Raw genomic sequence first — 18,656 nt, 5'->3', positions numbered from 1 at the left:
ATAACGAATGGAAGTGGCAACCTGACGTGACTTCCTCGGCCTATCTCAAAACTTGGCTACATTGATGAGCGTGAGTTAACACTATAATCTCGTATAAATTGGCCTCGTATAAAACGGCATGTATGGAGCAGTCCCGTATTAAACCATTGAGCAGCGTAAAGCCCTTCAAAAAATCAATGTTCTACTGCACTGTGATCTTGTTGACCCAATAGGACAGGTTGATATTTCGTACGTTCTACACGACGCAACTTGTAAGCAATTAGCTTATAGGTAAAGAAGGTTACTAACCCACTTGGCAGCATGGCCCATAACTCGTGAGTAAATCCGTTACTACTAAGTAATGATATAGACACCGAATATGCCCCGATAAACGCTATGAGCGGTAGTAAATACAACCAAGCCGATGCACTTAAAATACCTGCTTCCGGTATGCCTACAGTCACTTCTTGGCCAACCCGCACAGGCATGGGAGTGCGCAGCGTCAACTGCTGCGTTTTCGGTGCAAGCGCACGAGAAATAACGCCGGTACCACAATCACTTTGTGCTTGGCATGCGTTACAGGTCGATTTAATCGCTGCTTCTACGGTGACCGTATCGCCATTAACGGCAACTACGGTGGCGGTTTCTCTTATCATTGTTACTCAATTGCGCGGTTATTCACTTACACTGCTGACGGGGCGTAAAGACGTAGCAATAGCGTTAGCGGTTTGCAAAGGTATTTCTCCCACCACTGTCACCTGGGCTTTGCCGTCTGTTAACGTTAAGAACGTACTCACTTCATTGCGCAGCGCCAGCGTTTCACCTAACGCATCTTCCGCAGGCTGAACATACACAGATACGTCAACCAATCCATCTGAAAAGAGTTTATATTCTACAATCTGTCCTGTTAAGGCCAATCGTCTTGTATCTTGCTTTATTTCTCGCATGCCAGCCGGCAAATAGGTGACATCCCATTTGTGTGCACGATTTGGCGTATTGCTCAGCGCCATGGGCGCGGGTAACGACGCAGAATTAATTCGTGAGAAATAATCAGCAGGCTCTGGCGATATCGCAAATGCCGTGACCTGAATCTGCTCTAATAGCGCCCCTTGCAAATCAAGCATATTCAGTTTGAGCAACATACCAGACGACTCATCCAGCCACAGTTGATAACCAAATCGCGTGTTATCTCGGCTGACTATTCGAATTTGTTGCGCTGAACGTCCTGCCACCCGCGCTCTTCCCACAGCGACGAACTCATAGGCTTCGGCAAGCTGTTCAGGATGATACAATAATACGCTTGGTATTGGGCCGTTGATATGCTTTGAACGCAAGCTATAGGGTTGTACATCTGGCTCAAATACACTCACCACATCGTTCACACGAATAAGCTCGCGGCCTGGTCCATTTTGAAGATTTAACTGCTCTAATTCAGAGCCATCTTCCATAATCCCGTGGCGCCATAAATATGGAACGGTTTCCTTTCCTGCAATAGTTTGCACAAAAGACACTTGGAAATTGGCATTGGTTATAATGTTTTGAAGTTCAGCTAGCCACTGATTGGCCGATTGAAGCTCTCGTGTGCGAGAAGCAGATGCATTTTGCTCGCTTCGACTTTGTTCAAGTTGCTCTTGAATCACGTCTTCTCGCACTGCTTCTTCTTGATCAGCTTCATCTAGTCGGCCAGCTTTCGTGTTTGATTCTGAGTTAGCGTCTAATTCAACGTCGCCATCATTCACGTTTTGGACTGGGGCAATAGGAGCTTTCGTTTCTTCGCTCAGCGAAGTAGTTTGGGCAATAGTGGGCTGAATAGCCGCGCCCGAAATGAAAAAAAGTGCAAGGATAGAACTACAGCGCATTTTTTCCTGCCTTAAAACAAACATACCAGCAGTATATGCTGGTATGATTAAAATATGAAATGTATGTCAGTCGCAATTTACTTGCGAAAGCACATTCCAACTAATGTTGACTGGCTGCGATAACTTATGGGCGCTCTGGTCCACTTGTTTCGCTTTCACCTTCGTCCTCTTGCGCTTGCTTAAGCTTTATTTGCTGCTCATGATCAGCAATCAATGCATTAATTTTGCGCTTCTTCTCAAGCATTTCATTCATGTCGTTACGTGGTAACGTTCTGGTTTGTTCCAAACTCACTGGAGACAATCCACCTTGAGGAGCAATCGTTGGCGCTGTCATAAATGGCTCGGTAGGCGCTTCTTGATTAGTGTATTGAACACCAAAGATAACTGCCACTGCCACCGACGCAGCTACTGCAAACTGGCCTGACTGCTTCGCAAAAGGAACAACATTGCCAATCAATGGTACCGACTGCCAGCGCGAGCGTTTAGGTGCGACTATAGCTGGCTCGTTTTCAAGCGCAGCTGCTACGCTTGCGGTGATGTCCAACTGTGGAGCAACACTTGCTTCTTTTCGCATTGCACCGCGATACACATGGTAACGTTGCCATTTGGCCTGAAGCGCTTCATCTTGCTTAATCGCATCGATGATGTCATTGCCTTCTATCTCACCATCCATGAATGCGGACAATTTTTCTTGCTGTTGCGTCATATATTCATTTCCAGATCAAAGTGATCGTTAACTACCCTAACACAGCTGTTAGTCATCGTGGAAAAAAGAAAGTTCATCTTTTTTTGATTTTATTTCTTTTTAATTTTCTAACAACGGTTGAATAACTTTATCAATCGCCTCGCGAGCCCTAAAAATACGGGATCTCACCGTACCCACAGGACACGACATTACGTTCGCGATTTCTTCATAGCTCAACCCTTCAATTTCACGCAGCGTTATCGCCATACGTAAATCGTCCGGCAGCTTCTCAACTACCTTAAACAGGGTTTCTTCAATTTCCTCAGATAACAGGCTTCGCTCGGGTGTAGATTGCTCTTTTAATGCATCACTACCCTCATAGAAATCTGCTTCGTCAGCATCGACATCGCTTGCAGGCGGCTTGCGACCTTGAGATACAAGATAGTTCTTGGCACTGTTTACCGCAATCCGATAAAGCCAAGTATAAAATGCACTGTCGCCACGAAAATTAGGTAAGGCACGGTATGCTTTGATAAACGCTTCTTGCGTTACATCAGCAACGTCACCGGTATTTTTCACATAGCGAGAAACGAGATGCATCACTTTATGTTGGTAACGAGTTACCAACAAGTTGAACGCATTTTTATCGCCACGCTGTACTTTTTCGACCAGTTGTTGGTCGGTTATCTGCTCGCTCATTCGAGCCATTACTCCCTACTTCAACTACACAATAGCTCTAACAAGCATGTGTATAGACGCGTTCTTTTTACAAAAGTTCTGTAAAAGCATTAAATATTTTAAAAAATGCTTAGGCCAGGGGGCAAGAATGATTGTGTTTTGCTACTCATCCTTTAGACTTGCCGAACCTTTGCTCGTTTGAATTGATATAAAAATACATGAAATCTGTATCGTCTTCACTAACTTCCACATCAAATGCAATAGAACACCGTTGTGACGTATTGATTATTGGGAGTGGCGCGGCAGGATTGAGCTTAGCGCTTAAGCTTGCCGACCATTGTCAGGTTATTGTACTTAGTAAAAGTGACCGCAATGAAGGCTCTACCCGCTATGCACAAGGTGGTATTGCCGCAGTATTCGATGAACAAGACTCCATAGACGCACACGTAAAAGACACGCTTGCTGCAGGTGCTGGGCTTTGCGAAGAGCCAGCCGTAAGATTTACTGCAGAACGAGCAAAGGCGTCACTTGAGTGGCTTATCAGCTACGGTGTACCGTTTGATACAGAGAAAAGTGAATCTGGTGAGGAGCGCTTTCACCTTACCCGCGAGGGTGGACACAGCCACCGGCGAATTCTTCACGCTGCAGATGCCACTGGCGAAGCGCTTCAAATTACATTAAACGACGCGGTATCGACCCATCCAAACATCCACATATTTGAGCGCTATAACGCCATTGATCTCATTCCTTCAAAGGAAGAAAAGAACAGCGTGGTGGGTGCTTATGTTTGGAATAGACAACAAGAGCACGTTGAAGTAATTCGCGCCCCTTTCGTTGCGCTAGCGACTGGCGGTGGTAGTAAGGTGTACCAGTATACATCGAACCCCGATGTGTCGAGCGGTGACGGCATTGCCATGGCATGGCGAGCGGGTTGTCGAGTGGCCAATATGGAATTCAATCAATTTCATCCGACTTGCTTATTCCACCCGCAGGCACGTAACTTTTTGATTACAGAAGCGCTGCGCGGCGAAGGCGCAAATCTTTGCCACGCCGACGGCACCCGCTTTATGCACAAATTTGATGAGCGTGGCGATCTTGCGCCGCGCGACGTAGTCGCTCGCGCAATCGACTATGAAATGAAGCGATTGGGCGCTGACTGCATGTACTTGGATATCAGTCATAAGCCTGCTGACTTTATCGTTAAGCACTTCCCTAATATTTATCGAAAGTGCCGCTCGCTTGGTATCGATATAACCCGTGAACCTATCCCAGTCGTGCCTGCTGCGCACTACAGCTGCGGCGGAGTGATGACCGACTTTAATGCCAAAACCGACTTGAATAATGTATACGCAATCGGTGAAGTGGCCTACACAGGTCTGCATGGCGCCAACCGCATGGCATCTAACTCTTTACTTGAGTGTGTGGTTTTTGCCAGCGCTGCAGCGGAAGATATTATTAAAAATCTTTCCAGTGCAGACTGTGAAGAGTCTATTGCGCCTTGGGATGAGAGCCAAGTGTCTAACTCTGACGAAGAAGTCATCATTCAACATAACTGGCACGAACTTAGGCTGTTTATGTGGGATTACGTAGGTATTGTACGCACTGATAAGCGCCTTGAACGGGCCATGCGCCGCATTAAGCTATTAGAGCAAGAGATTACTGAGTATTACTCACACTTCAGGGTAAGTAATAACCTGCTAGAGCTTCGAAACCTTGTTACGGTTGCAGAACTCATTGTGCGATGTGCGATGGAGCGAAAGGAAAGCAGAGGGTTACACTTTAATTTGGACTACCCTGAACAGTTAGACAACCCCGTTCCTACAATACTTATTCCCAGAAAACAGCTGTCAGGCGCTGACGTTGGCTCGCTAATTACTCAAGACAGCTTCGCCGATGCCGACTAGTGCATAAAGTAAGATCTGTATCAGTCTAAAGAAGGCGCTAATATTAATGCGCCTTTTTTTAATAACTGGACAATACATTCACACAGCATCATTTAGCGCTCAACAAAACACGTCAAACAAAAAGAGAGCATCACAGCACGCTCTCTTTTCACCGTCCACAGTATTATACCAGTCTGTTCCCTTTCAGATTCCCACGCTTTGCTAGGAAACTTGCCAGCGCCTTCTGAGTGAGCAATGATCTATGCAGATTGGTATAAACCTTAGGTTATCTCCCGCTTATCTTTTGCAGATCTACACCTGATTAAACGTTAATTCAGGCCTGGTTAAACACTAGACTAGCAGATAAGTGCACAAGGCTGTCATTACTATCGGTAACGTCTATTAGCACACTATTATCTGTTTTACAGTGTTGTTGAATATGAATGTCACAGGGCAAAAACACGGGTTTTCTAAAGCGGCAATTTACTTCTTTTACGCTCATAGATTGTCTGAAGTCTTGATGACTTACAAACGCCGACACAGCGCGTGACAATGTCCACATGCCGTGTGCTATAGGCTGTTTAAACCCAAATGCTTTGGCAGATATTGCAGACAAGTGAATAGGATTATAGTCGCCAGAAAGCTTTGCATAGCGGCGACCTGTATTAGCCGAAGCACTAATTTCGCCGATGAGCGCCCTATTCTCTAATTCACAATCGTCATGTAAGTCATTTTTTGCACCAAGTGGAGCTACATGAACGGCTTTCACCTTCACTAAGTAACTACTTATCGCCCTGTAAACCAGGTTCCCTGCCTGCAGCGCCTCTAACATTACATCTACTTCCCAACCTCGGTTATGCGGTCTCACATCGTGAAAGCGCACGCGACATTCAAAGGGTTCGCTTAAATCGCAATGGTCTATTACCGATACTTTGTTAGCGGCGTGGATAAGGCCAAGCAATGGAAATGGGCTTTGTTTGTCCAGCAAACACTGCATTTGCAATGGTAAGGAAAGCATCTGCAAATAAAGTGGATGGACATGCTCATTTGCCGGCCAGTCAACTTCCTGACAAAAAGAAGCGTAGTGCACATTGTCGACATTGAGCGTTTTGGTATAGATGCGCTGAGGCAACGTAGGCGGTTTAAACTGCATAAGCTGCCTGGCGTCAACGCGTTTAAATAACGCTTTGGTATACTCACGAAACATCTTTTTAATTCCTTTAAGGCGTTGCTTTTCGGGCCAAGATAATGGCTCTAGCCAACCGGCGATAGTCTGCTTCGCAGCACTCACCTTTTAAGATCCAAGCGAGATGGCTATGATCTTTTTCAAACCATCTGCGTTTTTGGCGCAGCACATTGATACACAGCCCCCAAGTAAAGAGCTGGGAAGAATGATGAATGTTCATTGATGTGCCGTCGACCTGAGCATCAACTAACAAGCTACCTTTTGGCATGCTTTGCAAATCCAGTGGGAGCGTGCTGTCGTCAACAACCCGGATAATACCATCGCTGGTCAAAGAGAGAGCGTATTGAGTAGCAGAAATTTTGTTACTAAACGCGTCATAAAGACGCCAGAAAATAACTAACGTGGTTGCAACAGCAACAAGCGCTATCAATTTTGAGAAGCTCAGCCAAGACCACAAGTATTGAGGAAGGCTGCACAATGCTGCGAAAAGACAAACAGCAACGCATACTTCCCCAAATAACCTTCTAAACCTATTGTGCGTAATGCAAATTCTATACTTTGACACGGTTGACGATAGTCGCCACCATGGCGGCTAGTTCAGGGTCTTCGCACTTTTGGTGCCCCATGATCCATGCAAACAAATCAGGGTCATCACTGGTAAGTAAACGTTCAAATGTTTCTTGATCTTCATAACTTAAAGAATCGAAGGCTTCTTCCACAAAAGGAAGTAAAAGTACGTCTAATTCTAGCATGCCTCTGCGACACGCCCACTTTAATCGCGCTAATCTTTTTGGTTCAAACATATGTCTTTCATACCGTTTTTTATTCGCTAACAATAATACCATGCCCTATGCGTGGGGATCACTGCTCTTTTGGTCAGATAGGCAAACTAAATAGAACTTAATCTGCGCACATTCCCATGTATTGCCCTTGAATATTGGTGGTTTTACCATACCTTGAGTACATACAGCGAATTTTACAGTGGTGAATATGACATCTATCGCATCATTACAAAGTCTTCCAAGTGAATTTGTGGTCAAGCTTTCAAATGCCATGATAATTTCTTTGGAAGGAGAACAGGCCGACAGTTACCTGCAAGGGCAAATTACGGTCAACATTAATAAGCTAACCGAGAATACTGCCAGGCATTTCGCCCATTGTGATAATAAAGGCAAAACGTGGTCTACCGGGTACGTAACTCGCCACCAAAACAAATTATTGTTGGTTACCAATGAAGATGCGGGTAGTCATTCATTAGCACAGCTTAATAAGTATGGTGTGTTCTCTAAGGTTGATATTCTCGACGACACACGAACATACAGCGCTTATTTTATTTCGCTTGATGCAGTGAAAACTAACGAAGTAAAGGCAGCGTTAAGCCAGCTTTTCTCCGAAAACGAAGTGGAACGCCTTCTTGAGAGCGATACTCCTGACAATGGTTCTCTTGAAAAGGTCGAGAGCGAACACGGCGTCGCCTATTTTGCCAATACTAGCTGCAAAGGAATTATTGTTCTTTTAGATGATAATGGCGCAAAGCAAATAAATTCGTTAATAGAGGCGCAAACCCTTTCTTGCTATCCCCAAACCGTGTTTGACGCTATACAAATTCAAAGCGTACACGCTTTAGTGCAAGGCGACGCAGTGGCGGAATACGTGCCCCAGATGATTAATGTGCAGGCGCTCAACGGTATCGACTTTGATAAAGGCTGCTATATGGGGCAAGAGGTGGTTGCGCGAACCCGCTTTCTGGGTAAAAACAAACGCGCCGCCTACAGCTTTAAGCTTGAAGGTAACGTAAATATTAAACCTGGCGATGCATTAGAAAAGCAGTTGGGCGAAAATTGGCGTATAGCGGGCAAAATACTCAATGTTGCATCGCTTGATAATGAAACCTGGTTTATTGCAGTGCTCAACAACGATACCACCAGCGAAGATTTACACAGATTGGCTGATAATAACGCCATTACCTGTTACCCTAATACTTTGCCGTACAGTATTGAGCAGAAAGCTAGCAATATTGTGAAAAAACGTCGATAAGCAGTTTTTACTGCATTACATTTATTGCCCTTTATTAAAGGGCCAAGATAGGATTTGTTATGACAATTACTTCTGACAGCGTTGTAACGCTACACTACACCGTATCTACCGAAGACGGCACAACGCTAGACTCTTCAGAAGGGAAATCGCCACTAGTAGTACTACTAGGCCGTCGCTTCTTAATTGAAGGACTAGAAGATGCACTTATTGGTAAATCGAAGGAAGATAGCTTCAACGTTTCAGTAAACCCTGAAAAAGCTTACGGTGAACGTGCTGACGAACTTGTACAAACTGTACCACGCTCAATGTTTGACGGTATGGATGTTGAAGTGGGTATGTCTTTCCGCGCAACTACGCCACAAGGTGAGCAATCGGTCATTATCATTGAAACAACTGACGAAGAGGTTGTTGTTGACGGTAACCACCCTCTTGCCGGTATTCCGCTAACTTTTGACGTAACTGTTGTTGACGTACGAGAAGCAACGAAAGAAGAGCTTGAGCACGGTCATGTACACAGTGAAGGCGGTTGTGGTCACGACCACTAAGTCACGTTGCTATTAAGCTTTAATAAATACTTAATATATTAAAAAAGGAGCCATTGGCTCCTTTTTTTAATAAACACCATTTAATTAAATCGCGTCTTCGTTTTGTTCACCGGTACGAATTCGTACGGCGGTCTCAACGTTGTAAACGAAGATTTTCCCGTCGCCAATTTTGCCTGTCTTAGCTGACGTTTGAATAGCTTCAACCGCTTGCTCAACGCGGTCATCGTCCAATACAAGCTCAATTTTGATCTTGGGTAGGAAGTCAACTTGGTACTCAGCACCGCGATAAAGTTCAGTATGGCCTTTTTGACGACCAAACCCTTTCACTTCTGACACTGTCATCCCTGCGATACCGACTTCAGCTAGCGCTTCCCTAACATCGTCCATTTTGAACGGTTTAATGATAGCTTCAATTTTTTTCATGACTACAACTCATCGTAAATTGTTGGAATTGGCACACGTTTATGCTGTGTACGCTCATAAATATAGAGCAATTTCTCTTCCACTTCCGCAGAAACTGGCTTTCCTTCCAAAAAGTCATCAATTTGGTCGTAAGACATGCCCAATGCTTGCTCATCGGCTTTTTGCGGAGACAGGCTTTCCAAGTCAGCAGTTGGCGCTTTAGTGATGACGTTATGTGGTGCACCCAAATGGGCTGCCACTGCACGTACTTGGCGCTTACTGAGACCAAACAACGGCGCAAGGTCACATGCACCATCACCATACTTGGTATAAAACCCTGTAATATTTTCAGCCGAATGATCGGTACCTAGAACGAGGCCATCAACCATCCCAGCAATTTCATACTGGATAACCATACGAGTACGTGCTTTAACATTTCCTTTCACAAAGTCTTGTTTCGCTTCATTGACGGGAAGAAGGTTAGCACTGGCAAGCGCTTGTGAAGTAGACGTATGAATAGCATCTGCGCCAGGTTTTACATTCACTGCAAGAGAATGAGAGGGCTGGATAAAGTCGATAGATTTCTGTGCATCGTCTTCATCGGCTTGGGTATCATAAGGTAAACGAACCGCGATAAATTGGTATTTTTCGTGGTGCTCATCGTTTAATTCATTTACTGCTAATTGAGCTAACCGACCCAATGTGCATGAATCAATGCCGCCACTAATACCCAGTACCAGCGAATTTAAACCAGAAGTAAGTAACTGCTTTTTTATAAACGAGACTCGACGTGCGACTTCGTACTCTACGTCAATTTCAGGCAGCACTTTCATTTCATCAATAACTGCTTGTTTTTGCATCATTATATCCACGTATTTTTGGGGCGTCCTGGAACTTGATTCTACGACAATCTGACCGCAGATGTTAGTGGTATCCGCGCATCTATTTGGATTTACTCTTCTGGTATTGCAGTTGTGCAGCACTTAAGGTCAGCAATTTATTTATTATTAAGTTGAGATTTAAGCACAGCAGAACGACAAGCCATTAAACGTAAGGCGTATGGCCAAATATGCGGTTGCGCGGTAAAACATACCTTTGCCAACTCAAATTAGTTTACCCTAAAATATGAGTAAGTAGCGTAAAATTATGGCGCTACAACATTACATTGGAGAAAGGCGGCGCAAAAGCAAACCCGCCTGTTTCTCTTTATAGCAACGCGTGGAATCGAATACCGTTTATGACAAACACTAGGCTTACAGCACGACTATCCATAATGTCGAGACAGCAAGGATTAACCCTTCTAGAAATGCTTGTTGCCGTCGCTATTCTTGCCATTATTCTCACCACAGTTGCGCCTGGCATTCAAAATATCGTAATCAAGAATAGAATTACCTCTGACTTAAACAATTTAAGTGCAGTGGTTCAACGCGCTCGCTTTTCTGCGGTAGACGAACAAACCAACGTAGTGCTGTGCCCTACGCAAAACTATACAGCCTGCACGTCGAGTTGGCGCAATGCAAAAATGGTGTTTATAGATGCAAATGGAAACGGCAGCCGGGATAACAGTGAGGTCTTAATTGTAGCAAGCGATCCACTAAGTAATGCCAATACCATCTCCGGTATAACCGGCAGCCTTGTCTTCGACGAGCAAGGCGGAATAGACCGCGCCGCAACCATCACTTTATGTCCCAATAACAACGATGCAAACTATGCGTCAGCACTTTTATTATCGCTTTACGGAAGAATATCTGTTGCCGTAGACAGTGATGACAACGGCAAAAAAGAAGACCTAGAAGGTAATGAGTTAAGCTGTAGCTAACCGTTCACTTTTCGTATCGTTAAGTTTCGAGCATTTTCTTACCAACATTCTGTGGGCGTCAGTGCGTCTTCACGTATTTTTATTACTCTACAGCTGTCCGTAGATGGTCTAGATGTCAGTGTAGCACTAATTTCATACATTCCCGTGTCGCTGATGGTTTGTGAGATGCGTACGCTGGCTATTCCAGAGGGTGGCAACGCATCGTGCGTTACGTACTCGCCTGTAAGTAACCAACTTCGCGACTGAATTGCTTGGGCAGACAGAAGGTACGCTTTGACCTTGTTGAGCTGACTTAGTTGTTTGCTAGCGGTAATTGCCGACGTAGTCGCAACGCACAATATGCCTGCTATAGCCGTTGCAACCAGTATTTCTACAAGCGAAAACCCTTCAGTCAGATGATGTTGTATGTACGCTTTATAATTCCCTTCCATGGTACAGCTATCTCTCTAATTGAATTTCAGTACATTGAGATTACCAATATGAATTAAGCAGGGTAACTGGACTTACGCATGGCTTTTCACGCTTACACATCCAACAACAAGCTAAGCATTCCACAACGGAGATTGAATGGGTTTACGCTTTTAGAAATGCTAGTTGTACTGGCAGTAATCAGTCTCCTATCGCTAATTGCTATTCCTTCATTTGATGCATGGAATGAGCGAAATGCCTTTAAACATGCTGCCACCGGAATAGCCTCACTCGCAAAACAGGCGAGAATGAAAGCACTAATAAACAAAAAGAACATGTTCCTGATTGCGCAAATTGAACACAATAGCTGTGTACTCGTGAGCGAAGAAGACTCGTGCTCTTGCGCCACCCGCCAAAGCTGTGCCTTGACTGAGTCGAGTTTCTTGTCACTGCCTTCGCGGTGGAATACAGAATTGAGCACAACCAATAATGAGGACAAGATTGTCGCGTTCAATAAAAACGGTACCCTCAATTTTGCCAGTAATACGACGCTAACGCTTTCAAGCCAGCGCTTCAGGGCAAAGTTAGTTATTAATACATTGGGGCGAATAAAGCTATGTAGCGTTCAGTCTATTTCTGGAATAGCGCCATGCTAAAACATGTAATGCGTCGTGGCGCAATCAAGCCGTATTGTGGATATAGTCTCACCGAACTGCTGGTGGCCTGTGGCTTGGCAAGTATAGTGATTTCAGCCGTTGCAACTCAAGCGGCGCGGTCGCACATTGCACACTCATCAATTCAACACGCTACCAGCGTAGAAGACGACATACGTGCGCTACAAAGTACAATTACACAACACCTAAGCAAAGCGGGTTTTGTTTACTCCCCTAACACCCTATCACCTTTCGGTGCGACCACAATCGAAAATACGGTATTCGAAATAACCACTGGCCACCGCGCAAATGAACCTGAAAATAGCTGTGTTACCTTTTCTTATGATAAGAACAAGGACGGCGTGGTATCGCAGGCTCAGGGGGAGTTTTTTGGATACCGATTGCACGACAATGCCATCGAGTACCGAGTAGCAGGACATTCCTGTATACAAAGCGGTTGGTACGACTTAACCGATACGCAAACTACCGTTGCCACCAAATTCACGGTTAACCGAAGGAACAGCAGTAGCTGGGGAAGTGCCTATGAAATTGAAATAGAGTTGCACAGTAAAGTTGATCCTACCGTCAAAAGCGCCAGAACGTTCATAGTTGAGGCTGTCAATGCCTACTAATAATACCGAAATGCAGTGGCCTCAAAGAGGCAACAGAAAAACTGAGTTTAGAACAAGCCATGGAGGGGTTGTACCTACACGCCCTACTGCACCGCTTCGTTTTCAGCAAGGCATCGCCGTGTTGGGAATTGTGGCCATAATATTAAGCGCTATTACCTTCTCAGCTATAAGTACATCACAGCAGGTTCAACAATTTTATACGATTGAAAAGACAAAGCGGGATACCGAGAAGGCGCATGTTACACACATGCAGCAAGTCAAAGAAATCGCCAAGTTGTTACGAAGTCATTCGGCCTCGCAAACGTTGAATAGGATAGACACATCCAATGCAACGACACTTATTGAGCAGACCGATTTAGTTGGTGAAGAACAGCAGTCTTTGCAACACTTTGAAGTGCGGGTTTCCCAAGACGAAAGTAATACGATTTACACAGCTAAATTTCTGCGCTATCCGTCACTGTTAAGGCTACCTACTTCAACTCAACAATTATCATGGGACAATCATCTTACCGAATGGCTTTTTAATCGAAGCATAGAGCACCTGAGTGCGACGTATTTTCCTCAAAGCGTTGCCAAACAGGATTGTGTGAACCTTCCGCCTGCCAGTATTTTCTGGATAGAGGGAGATTGCCAATTGGATAACGAAGATATTGCACACTCAGACGAAAACCAGCCTTTATTGCTACTTATAGTGGATGGCGACCTTTCACTTCACGCCGATACGCAATTCCATGGTTTGATAGTTATGCTTTCCACCACGCCATATACGCACACTCTGCATGTTTCGCCTGAGGCATCTATAAAAGGCGCCTACGTTTCCAACCACCCCTTGAACACGAGTCTTGATGGGTCATTAACACCGTCCACCACGGTGCTAAAAAACCTTCAATCGCACACTGCACTCGCTAAAATTATCCCTATCCCGGGTTCATGGTATAGGAATAACTCAACAAACGATTGAGCTGAATATTAGGTAAACGAAAAACCAGAAATAAAGGATCCTCAAAGATGCCTAAATTGAAAAATACAGGAAGTATTTTAATTGAAGTGTTGCTGGCACTGCTTATTTTAACAAGCACTACCACCTATCTACTTGCCACTCGCATTGACTCTAGGCTTCTCTTTCAAGTGACTTTGGATGAAAACGCTGAGCACAATGGCTCATTGAATTCGGTTCGACTCGCCCTGGTTAACGACCCGGTTGACCAACGTTGGGATGACATCGCAATATTTGGTGAACCGTCATTACTGGTAATTTCCGCCCAATAGCACATCAACGCTACGTTTTTTTAAGGCGTCAAAACGACCTGTGGCATTAATCGGTTTACGAATATCTACCAGTCTTAATAATTAACATGACCAGCAATATTCATCGGACTCAAGGGATCCATTGTTATTTTTATCCCAACCCTTTCTCCCATCACTGAAGTAAAACAACGTGCCATCTGATGCTTGACCTGTACCGCTGACTGGCGTTGCCCTCAACTCATAAGCTGTTGCGCTGGCCGCTTGTATAGTTAAATTATAACGGCGATTTGCTTGGGGCTCAGAAGACGGAGAATAAGTAGAAAAAACGGCTGGCGCGCCGGTGTTTGCGCCACCACTTGCCGCACCTTCATAACTGAAAGAACCACTGTGATGACGTTCCATTGCAGATGCGAACCCCAACAAGTCAGCCTGCCCTGTGCCGCGGTATCCATCGGCAATAACACCTTGGTAAGAAGGGTATGCAATGGCGGCAATAATGCCCACTATCGCCACAACTATCATAAGCTCAATTAATGAAAATCCGCTCTCTGTTTTTTTATGCTTCACAATTATTCCCTCTCTGTTTCTGAGTGCCAACTACCACGCTGAATTCGCTCGAATCTTCCGTAAATATTTTCAGCTAAACACTCAAATGCGTTAGTACATGCCTCGTCGTTGCCATCTTCATCAACGTCAATCACTGCTGAGACACATTCAGTACCCAAGCAAACCACTGGGCTCACAATATCTTCTATAAGAATTTTGGTCTCTGGTGCGATGCCAGTTTGTTTTAATTCTGCTGAGCGGTCTGCGTCGTTAACTTCTCCGTCATTATTTACATCTGTGACGGCGTTGCCATTAAACATACTGACTAAATAAGCGCGACTATTACCCGTGGGCGGAGCACATGCACTGGTACTACTCACCGCCGGAACATAGGTCGTAAAGAACACCTTGTAATCGATAATTAGCGGAGAAGACAGTACCTTTTCACCGTTAGTGGTTAAATTCAAATACCACCCAGCCTTGTTAGCAAAGTCCTGTGAAGCCAACTCGCGCTCCCCCTCGTCACTACTATTTAAGGCATGACTCGTGGCGTTGTACATTCCACTCTCATAAACCGTTTGCATAAATGTGTAATTCCCATTTACATCACGATTAAATACGCCGCTGTCTTTAAGCATATAAAAGTTGTCTTCAACTACGGTATCTAGCGGAGATGCACGCCATCCACTGCCAAGGGCTATGCCATAATACAACTCATCGCCTAGCGCTATCTCTGTTACGTCTGGCCCATAGTAGAAATGTCGGTTGGTTTCTGCTGTGTCGCCACCGAAGTCGGCAATGCGCGCGCCTTTTATAAAATTCGTACCTGAATTTCCATTATAGATGTCTAACCTGAATAACTGGCCGCCCATATCGGCCACATACATATGGTCCGCAAACCCATCGTTATCCCTATCAATAACTGAAATTCGCCCTGGAACGCTGTATGTCATATTCGTTAAGTTTAAATCCGCATCTTCATTACTTGCATGCCACAAGAGGCTGCCAGTATCAGCGTCGAACATAAACACAGCATTGCCAACGACATCATTTGCTCGAATAGCACGATCATCTTGTGCGTCATCGTAGCCACCGCCAACAATCATGACATTTTTAACTTGTCCGCCCATGTTCACTTTAGTAATTGTTGGTCTCGACCACGTCTGGCCCAACTTTGTCAGCGTCCCCGCCCCGCCTTCAATTTTGAATTTCAGCGTGGGTGAGGTCTTTTGCGTCACATCAAAGACATAATAATTACGTCCCCCCCTGCGCATACCAACATAAAGGTACTTGTTGTCTCCAACTGTTCTTAGAATCATGTCACCATCTAAGCCATATTTGTGCTCTAGCGATGATGTGTCTTTATAAAAATGATGTAGATTCTGCAGCAATGTTTTAGGCATGATGGCAAAGTTCTCTTCGCCTGTTGAAGTGTCGAATGAATGCAACATTCCTTGGTTGGTGGCGACAAAAATGGCCGAGTCGTCAGTACCGTAGTTAACAATTATAGGCTGAGAGTGAATGGGATCGCCCATTTGAGAGCGATAGTCAGTTGTACTTCCATCGCCGTTACTGTCTTTTACGTCCACGCCTCGAGTCCACTTTAAGATGGCATCTCTTAGTGCATTCGCATCAGTTTCATCCTGAATGGCAAGATCAGCATTCGTTATATTCGTATTGTTTTCGTGTAATTCATTGGCACTTCTTACAATGCTGCCCGTATCATTGAACACGTATATATTTCGGTTCCCGCCCAAGCGACTGGCTGCTCCACCTTCACTCACCTCGCTGCCGTCAGCAAGGGTTGACCAATAGCTGTGTGCATTTTCAGCGAAGAATCCCGTAACGCTATCCACCGCATTTAGGCTGTTTTTATCGAGAATTTCATCACCACTTAAGCGATAACGTTTAAGGTTCCCAGGCCAAATCGCCCCCTCGCTCGGCTTAAACAATGCGAAGTATAATTCATCTCTATGGGTTAGACGGTTTAGCTGGTTAACCGCCACACCAGGCGACACAAAGGTTGCATTAATATCTTTTACAGAACGCAAAATAGTATTAAACGCCTCGAGCAAATCCGTACTGTTATCAGCCTGATAGAAACCACCACCACTTTGCAAAGCAAGCTGATTAAGGAAGTTGTTGGCGTTATTGTTCGCCGCAAACCCGATGGTGTGTGTAATAACCCTTGGGCCTATTACTGACGTTGACGCTTCACTGATATTTCTCACTAAATCTAGGCCGCACTTCTCACCGCTACTTCCGGTACAGCTTTTACCAAGTAACGTCTGAATTTTCGAAACACTGTGGTTGTTGTTCGCTTCACCGTCGGACAATAAAACAATGTGGTTGTTCGTTTGGCACTGTAGGTCAGACACTGGCGAAATGTAACTTGCCGGCGTTGGGATCTGCTCAGTGATACAGTCGCTGTCTGACAAGTTGTCTTCCGAGCAGCCCGAAGGCAAAATTGAATCTGCACCTATGTAAGAGCTTCTGTGGCTCACACGAGTACTTCTTCGCACAGAGCTGCTAACGTCACTTTCCCCACGTTTTCGCCCATAATCTACGTCTCTACCGCCATAATAGTTAGCCGCTTCCAACAATGTGTCTACTATAGGGGTTAGACCGTTGGCGCTAAGCTCATCTATTTTACTGATTAAATGTTCACGGACCGTTGCTGAAGCGCCAGGTGTCGCCGAGCCGTTAAACTTCACAATAAGCTTCGGTGCTTTAGATGGCGAGTTGTTATACGTATGCGCACCGCGGTACGACACAAAATCATCAAGAACAAATGCCATATCGTTACCTGACTGCCACCCTGAACGATCAACAATTTGCTTAACAATGTTGCTCACGTCAGGCGTACGGTAGGTATAATTGTTGTAAAAATCAGGCATGGACCAAGTAATACCCGATGTTTTAGGCAAATTTCGTAAGCGGTTACGACGGTCTGGATGAAAATCAGACGCATCATCATCAGCTACGCCCCTAATGCGCATGCTCGGGTTACCATAGGTCACCGTACTGTAAGCAGTAAACTCAAGATACGCTTCTGTTACTACCGCCCCTTGAGGAATGTTCACATTGCGAAATCGAACGCCTATGTAATCATTGTAAGATGGGTGGAAGGTCAGTTCACTGCCGGTATTCGGGTAGCCGTTTACGTTCTCTTCCAAGTTATCTCGTGAACTGGCTACTTGATAAATTGCTTCGCCTTGAACACAGCCCGTAGCGGTAGAGTCATCATAAGTTACCACCAACTGTGGCGCACCACTTTGGCCTACGTCACTGGCTCTTACCTCACGAGAGCTTGCTGAATCGGTGCTAGAGCCTTCTATTAAAATATTAAGGTTCTTGCCGCCACACCATGCCGATAAATCGACGACTTCTTGAATGACTGCACTTATATCAGGTGTAGTTATCACCTCGCCTGAGGCGGGAAAGCTATTATCGGTGGCCCACTCAACGTTAGCCGCGGTCTTCGTTCGCGCACTCAAATTGTTCGAAGACGAAGCAAAGGCTGTACTTGATGCCGATGCTTCAGCTGATATGACAAGGGATGTACCCGCCACATTGAATTTTTCTGAAGTAAACCTAATGCTGGCATTAACGATTGTCGCGCCTTGAGGTATGTTTAACTCGGTAAAACGCAGACCAGAGGTTACGGTTTGGGTACCGCTGCTTAATACAAGGTCATTGCTGTCAGTGGTAACGCTACCGTCTATTTCATGTGCGTCGTGATCGTCTTCGTTGGTTGAAATGATAATTTCAGGTCTTACCGCTTCATCTATATTGCGAACCGGATAGAGGATTGGGCCACCGTAACCCGAAAAACGCATCAAACCTGCGTTAATATTGGTCGCCGAACCGAGCGCTTCTTTTAGTGCATTCTGTACGCGCAACATTCGAGTTTGGCTGGTGTTATCGTAAGATCCCATACTTCCCGATGAGTCCATGATAAACAGCACATTCGGGTTATAGGTTACGGCGTTATTTGCGTTGCCTAGGTAAATATCAAGGTCGTCACCAAACGCAGAGAAACCGATACAGCTAAATAATGTAATAGAGGCAAGGTAAGTCGAGAGTTTCTTCATAT

20 protein-coding genes are annotated in these 18,656 nt (G+C 45.0%); 8 read left to right on the top strand and 12 right to left on the bottom strand.

The genetic code is table 11. From position 1 onward, the window contains the following. Positions 1-173: 173 nt before the first annotated feature. The 4 genes from AC0J2X_RS02630 to rpoE form a co-directional block, all read right to left on the bottom strand. Complete coding sequence (locus AC0J2X_RS02630; protein ID WP_131137719.1) at positions 174-635, bottom strand: SoxR reducing system RseC family protein; 462 nt, start codon at positions 633-635, stop codon at positions 174-176. An 18-nt stretch (positions 636-653) separates the two neighbouring features. Then, positions 654-1,838, bottom strand: coding sequence for a MucB/RseB C-terminal domain-containing protein (locus tag AC0J2X_RS02625; RefSeq protein ID WP_472995728.1), 1,185 nt, complete (start codon positions 1,836-1,838; stop codon positions 654-656). A gap of 124 nt (positions 1,839-1,962) precedes the next feature. Beyond that, entirely contained in the window at positions 1,963-2,544 is a 582-nt protein-coding gene (locus AC0J2X_RS02620; RefSeq protein ID WP_014950108.1) for a sigma-E factor negative regulatory protein, read from the bottom strand. Between the two features lie 99 nt (positions 2,545-2,643). Continuing rightward, positions 2,644-3,222: an RNA polymerase sigma factor RpoE gene (gene rpoE, locus AC0J2X_RS02615; protein WP_012518957.1), complete on the bottom strand. Its 579-nt coding sequence runs from the start codon at positions 3,220-3,222 to the stop codon at positions 2,644-2,646. Between the two features lie 197 nt (positions 3,223-3,419). On the opposite strand from rpoE, the gene nadB reads away from it, so the two are divergent. Continuing rightward, positions 3,420-5,105, top strand: a complete 1,686-nt coding sequence (gene nadB / locus AC0J2X_RS02610) for an L-aspartate oxidase (RefSeq protein WP_061486150.1) — start codon at positions 3,420-3,422, stop codon at positions 5,103-5,105. 313 nt (positions 5,106-5,418) lie between these two features. Here nadB and AC0J2X_RS02605 read toward each other — a convergent pair whose 3' ends face one another. The 3 genes from AC0J2X_RS02605 to AC0J2X_RS02595 form a co-directional block, all read right to left on the bottom strand. Continuing rightward, positions 5,419-6,291 carry a MaoC family dehydratase gene (locus AC0J2X_RS02605; RefSeq protein ID WP_039228294.1) on the bottom strand — a complete coding sequence of 291 codons (873 nt, stop codon included), beginning with the start codon at positions 6,289-6,291 and terminating at the stop codon, positions 5,419-5,421. A 13-nt stretch (positions 6,292-6,304) separates the two neighbouring features. Beyond that, on the bottom strand, positions 6,305-6,700 hold the full coding sequence (locus AC0J2X_RS02600) for a hypothetical protein (protein ID WP_014950111.1): 396 nt from the start codon (positions 6,698-6,700) through the stop codon (positions 6,305-6,307). 121 nt (positions 6,701-6,821) lie between these two features. Beyond that, positions 6,822-7,073, bottom strand: a complete 252-nt coding sequence (locus AC0J2X_RS02595) for an FAD assembly factor SdhE (protein WP_014950112.1) — start codon at positions 7,071-7,073, stop codon at positions 6,822-6,824. Between the two features lie 187 nt (positions 7,074-7,260). Here AC0J2X_RS02595 and ygfZ point away from each other — a divergent pair, with 187 nt between their 5' ends. Together ygfZ and AC0J2X_RS02585 are read left to right on the top strand one after the other, a co-directional pair. Continuing rightward, on the top strand, positions 7,261-8,307 hold the full coding sequence (gene ygfZ, locus AC0J2X_RS02590) for a CAF17-like 4Fe-4S cluster assembly/insertion protein YgfZ (protein WP_014950113.1): 1,047 nt from the start codon (positions 7,261-7,263) through the stop codon (positions 8,305-8,307). A 59-nt stretch (positions 8,308-8,366) separates the two neighbouring features. Next, positions 8,367-8,852, top strand: coding sequence for an FKBP-type peptidyl-prolyl cis-trans isomerase (locus AC0J2X_RS02585; RefSeq protein WP_014950114.1), 486 nt, complete (start codon positions 8,367-8,369; stop codon positions 8,850-8,852). 84 nt (positions 8,853-8,936) lie between these two features. On the opposite strand, the gene AC0J2X_RS02580 is transcribed toward AC0J2X_RS02585, so the two are convergent. Together AC0J2X_RS02580 and nadE are read right to left on the bottom strand one after the other, a co-directional pair. Next, positions 8,937-9,275, bottom strand: coding sequence for a P-II family nitrogen regulator (locus tag AC0J2X_RS02580; RefSeq protein ID WP_014950115.1), 339 nt, complete (start codon positions 9,273-9,275; stop codon positions 8,937-8,939). A gap of 2 nt (positions 9,276-9,277) precedes the next feature. Further along, positions 9,278-10,114 (bottom strand): ammonia-dependent NAD(+) synthetase, encoded by an 837-nt coding sequence (nadE, locus tag AC0J2X_RS02575; protein WP_061486990.1) that lies wholly within the window; start codon positions 10,112-10,114, stop codon positions 9,278-9,280. Between the two features lie 413 nt (positions 10,115-10,527). Between nadE and AC0J2X_RS02570 the strand changes: the two genes are divergently transcribed. Then, positions 10,528-11,073 carry a GspH/FimT family pseudopilin gene (locus tag AC0J2X_RS02570; RefSeq protein WP_069944613.1) on the top strand — a complete coding sequence of 182 codons (546 nt, stop codon included), beginning with the start codon at positions 10,528-10,530 and terminating at the stop codon, positions 11,071-11,073. 38 nt (positions 11,074-11,111) lie between these two features. Here the strand turns inward: AC0J2X_RS02570 and AC0J2X_RS02565 are convergent, their stop codons facing one another. Next, positions 11,112-11,504, bottom strand: coding sequence for a type IV pilin protein (locus AC0J2X_RS02565; RefSeq protein ID WP_061486152.1), 393 nt, complete (start codon positions 11,502-11,504; stop codon positions 11,112-11,114). A gap of 78 nt (positions 11,505-11,582) precedes the next feature. Here AC0J2X_RS02565 and AC0J2X_RS02560 point away from each other — a divergent pair, with 78 nt between their 5' ends. Genes AC0J2X_RS02560 through AC0J2X_RS02545 form a run of 4 tightly spaced genes read left to right on the top strand, consistent with a single transcriptional unit; the run spans position 11,583 to position 14,035 of the window. Beyond that, positions 11,583-12,137 carry a prepilin-type N-terminal cleavage/methylation domain-containing protein gene (locus tag AC0J2X_RS02560; RefSeq protein ID WP_061486153.1) on the top strand — a complete coding sequence of 185 codons (555 nt, stop codon included), beginning with the start codon at positions 11,583-11,585 and terminating at the stop codon, positions 12,135-12,137. Next, positions 12,131-12,766 carry a hypothetical protein gene (locus tag AC0J2X_RS02555; protein WP_061486154.1) on the top strand — a complete coding sequence of 212 codons (636 nt, stop codon included), beginning with the start codon at positions 12,131-12,133 and terminating at the stop codon, positions 12,764-12,766. The genes AC0J2X_RS02560 and AC0J2X_RS02555 overlap by 7 nt, the downstream gene beginning before the upstream one ends. Next, positions 12,756-13,727, top strand: coding sequence for a hypothetical protein (locus AC0J2X_RS02550; RefSeq protein WP_069944614.1), 972 nt, complete (start codon positions 12,756-12,758; stop codon positions 13,725-13,727). The genes AC0J2X_RS02555 and AC0J2X_RS02550 overlap by 11 nt, the downstream gene beginning before the upstream one ends. Positions 13,728-13,774: 47 nt before the next feature. Then, positions 13,775-14,035: a hypothetical protein gene (locus AC0J2X_RS02545; RefSeq protein ID WP_061486156.1), complete on the top strand. Its 261-nt coding sequence runs from the start codon at positions 13,775-13,777 to the stop codon at positions 14,033-14,035. 81 nt (positions 14,036-14,116) lie between these two features. Here the strand turns inward: AC0J2X_RS02545 and AC0J2X_RS02540 are convergent, their stop codons facing one another. Both AC0J2X_RS02540 and AC0J2X_RS02535 read right to left on the bottom strand, forming a co-directional pair. Beyond that, entirely contained in the window at positions 14,117-14,581 is a 465-nt protein-coding gene (locus tag AC0J2X_RS02540; protein ID WP_014950123.1) for a type IV pilin protein, read from the bottom strand. Between the two features lie 2 nt (positions 14,582-14,583). Next, positions 14,584-18,654 (bottom strand): PilC/PilY family type IV pilus protein, encoded by a 4,071-nt coding sequence (locus AC0J2X_RS02535; protein WP_069944615.1) that lies wholly within the window; start codon positions 18,652-18,654, stop codon positions 14,584-14,586. Positions 18,655-18,656 lie beyond the last annotated feature (2 nt).

The sequence above is a fragment of the Alteromonas sp. R7 genome, assembly GCF_055755235.1.
The sequence above is the reverse complement of the archived record's forward strand: the minus strand, read 5'-3'. Positions and strand labels throughout refer to the sequence as shown.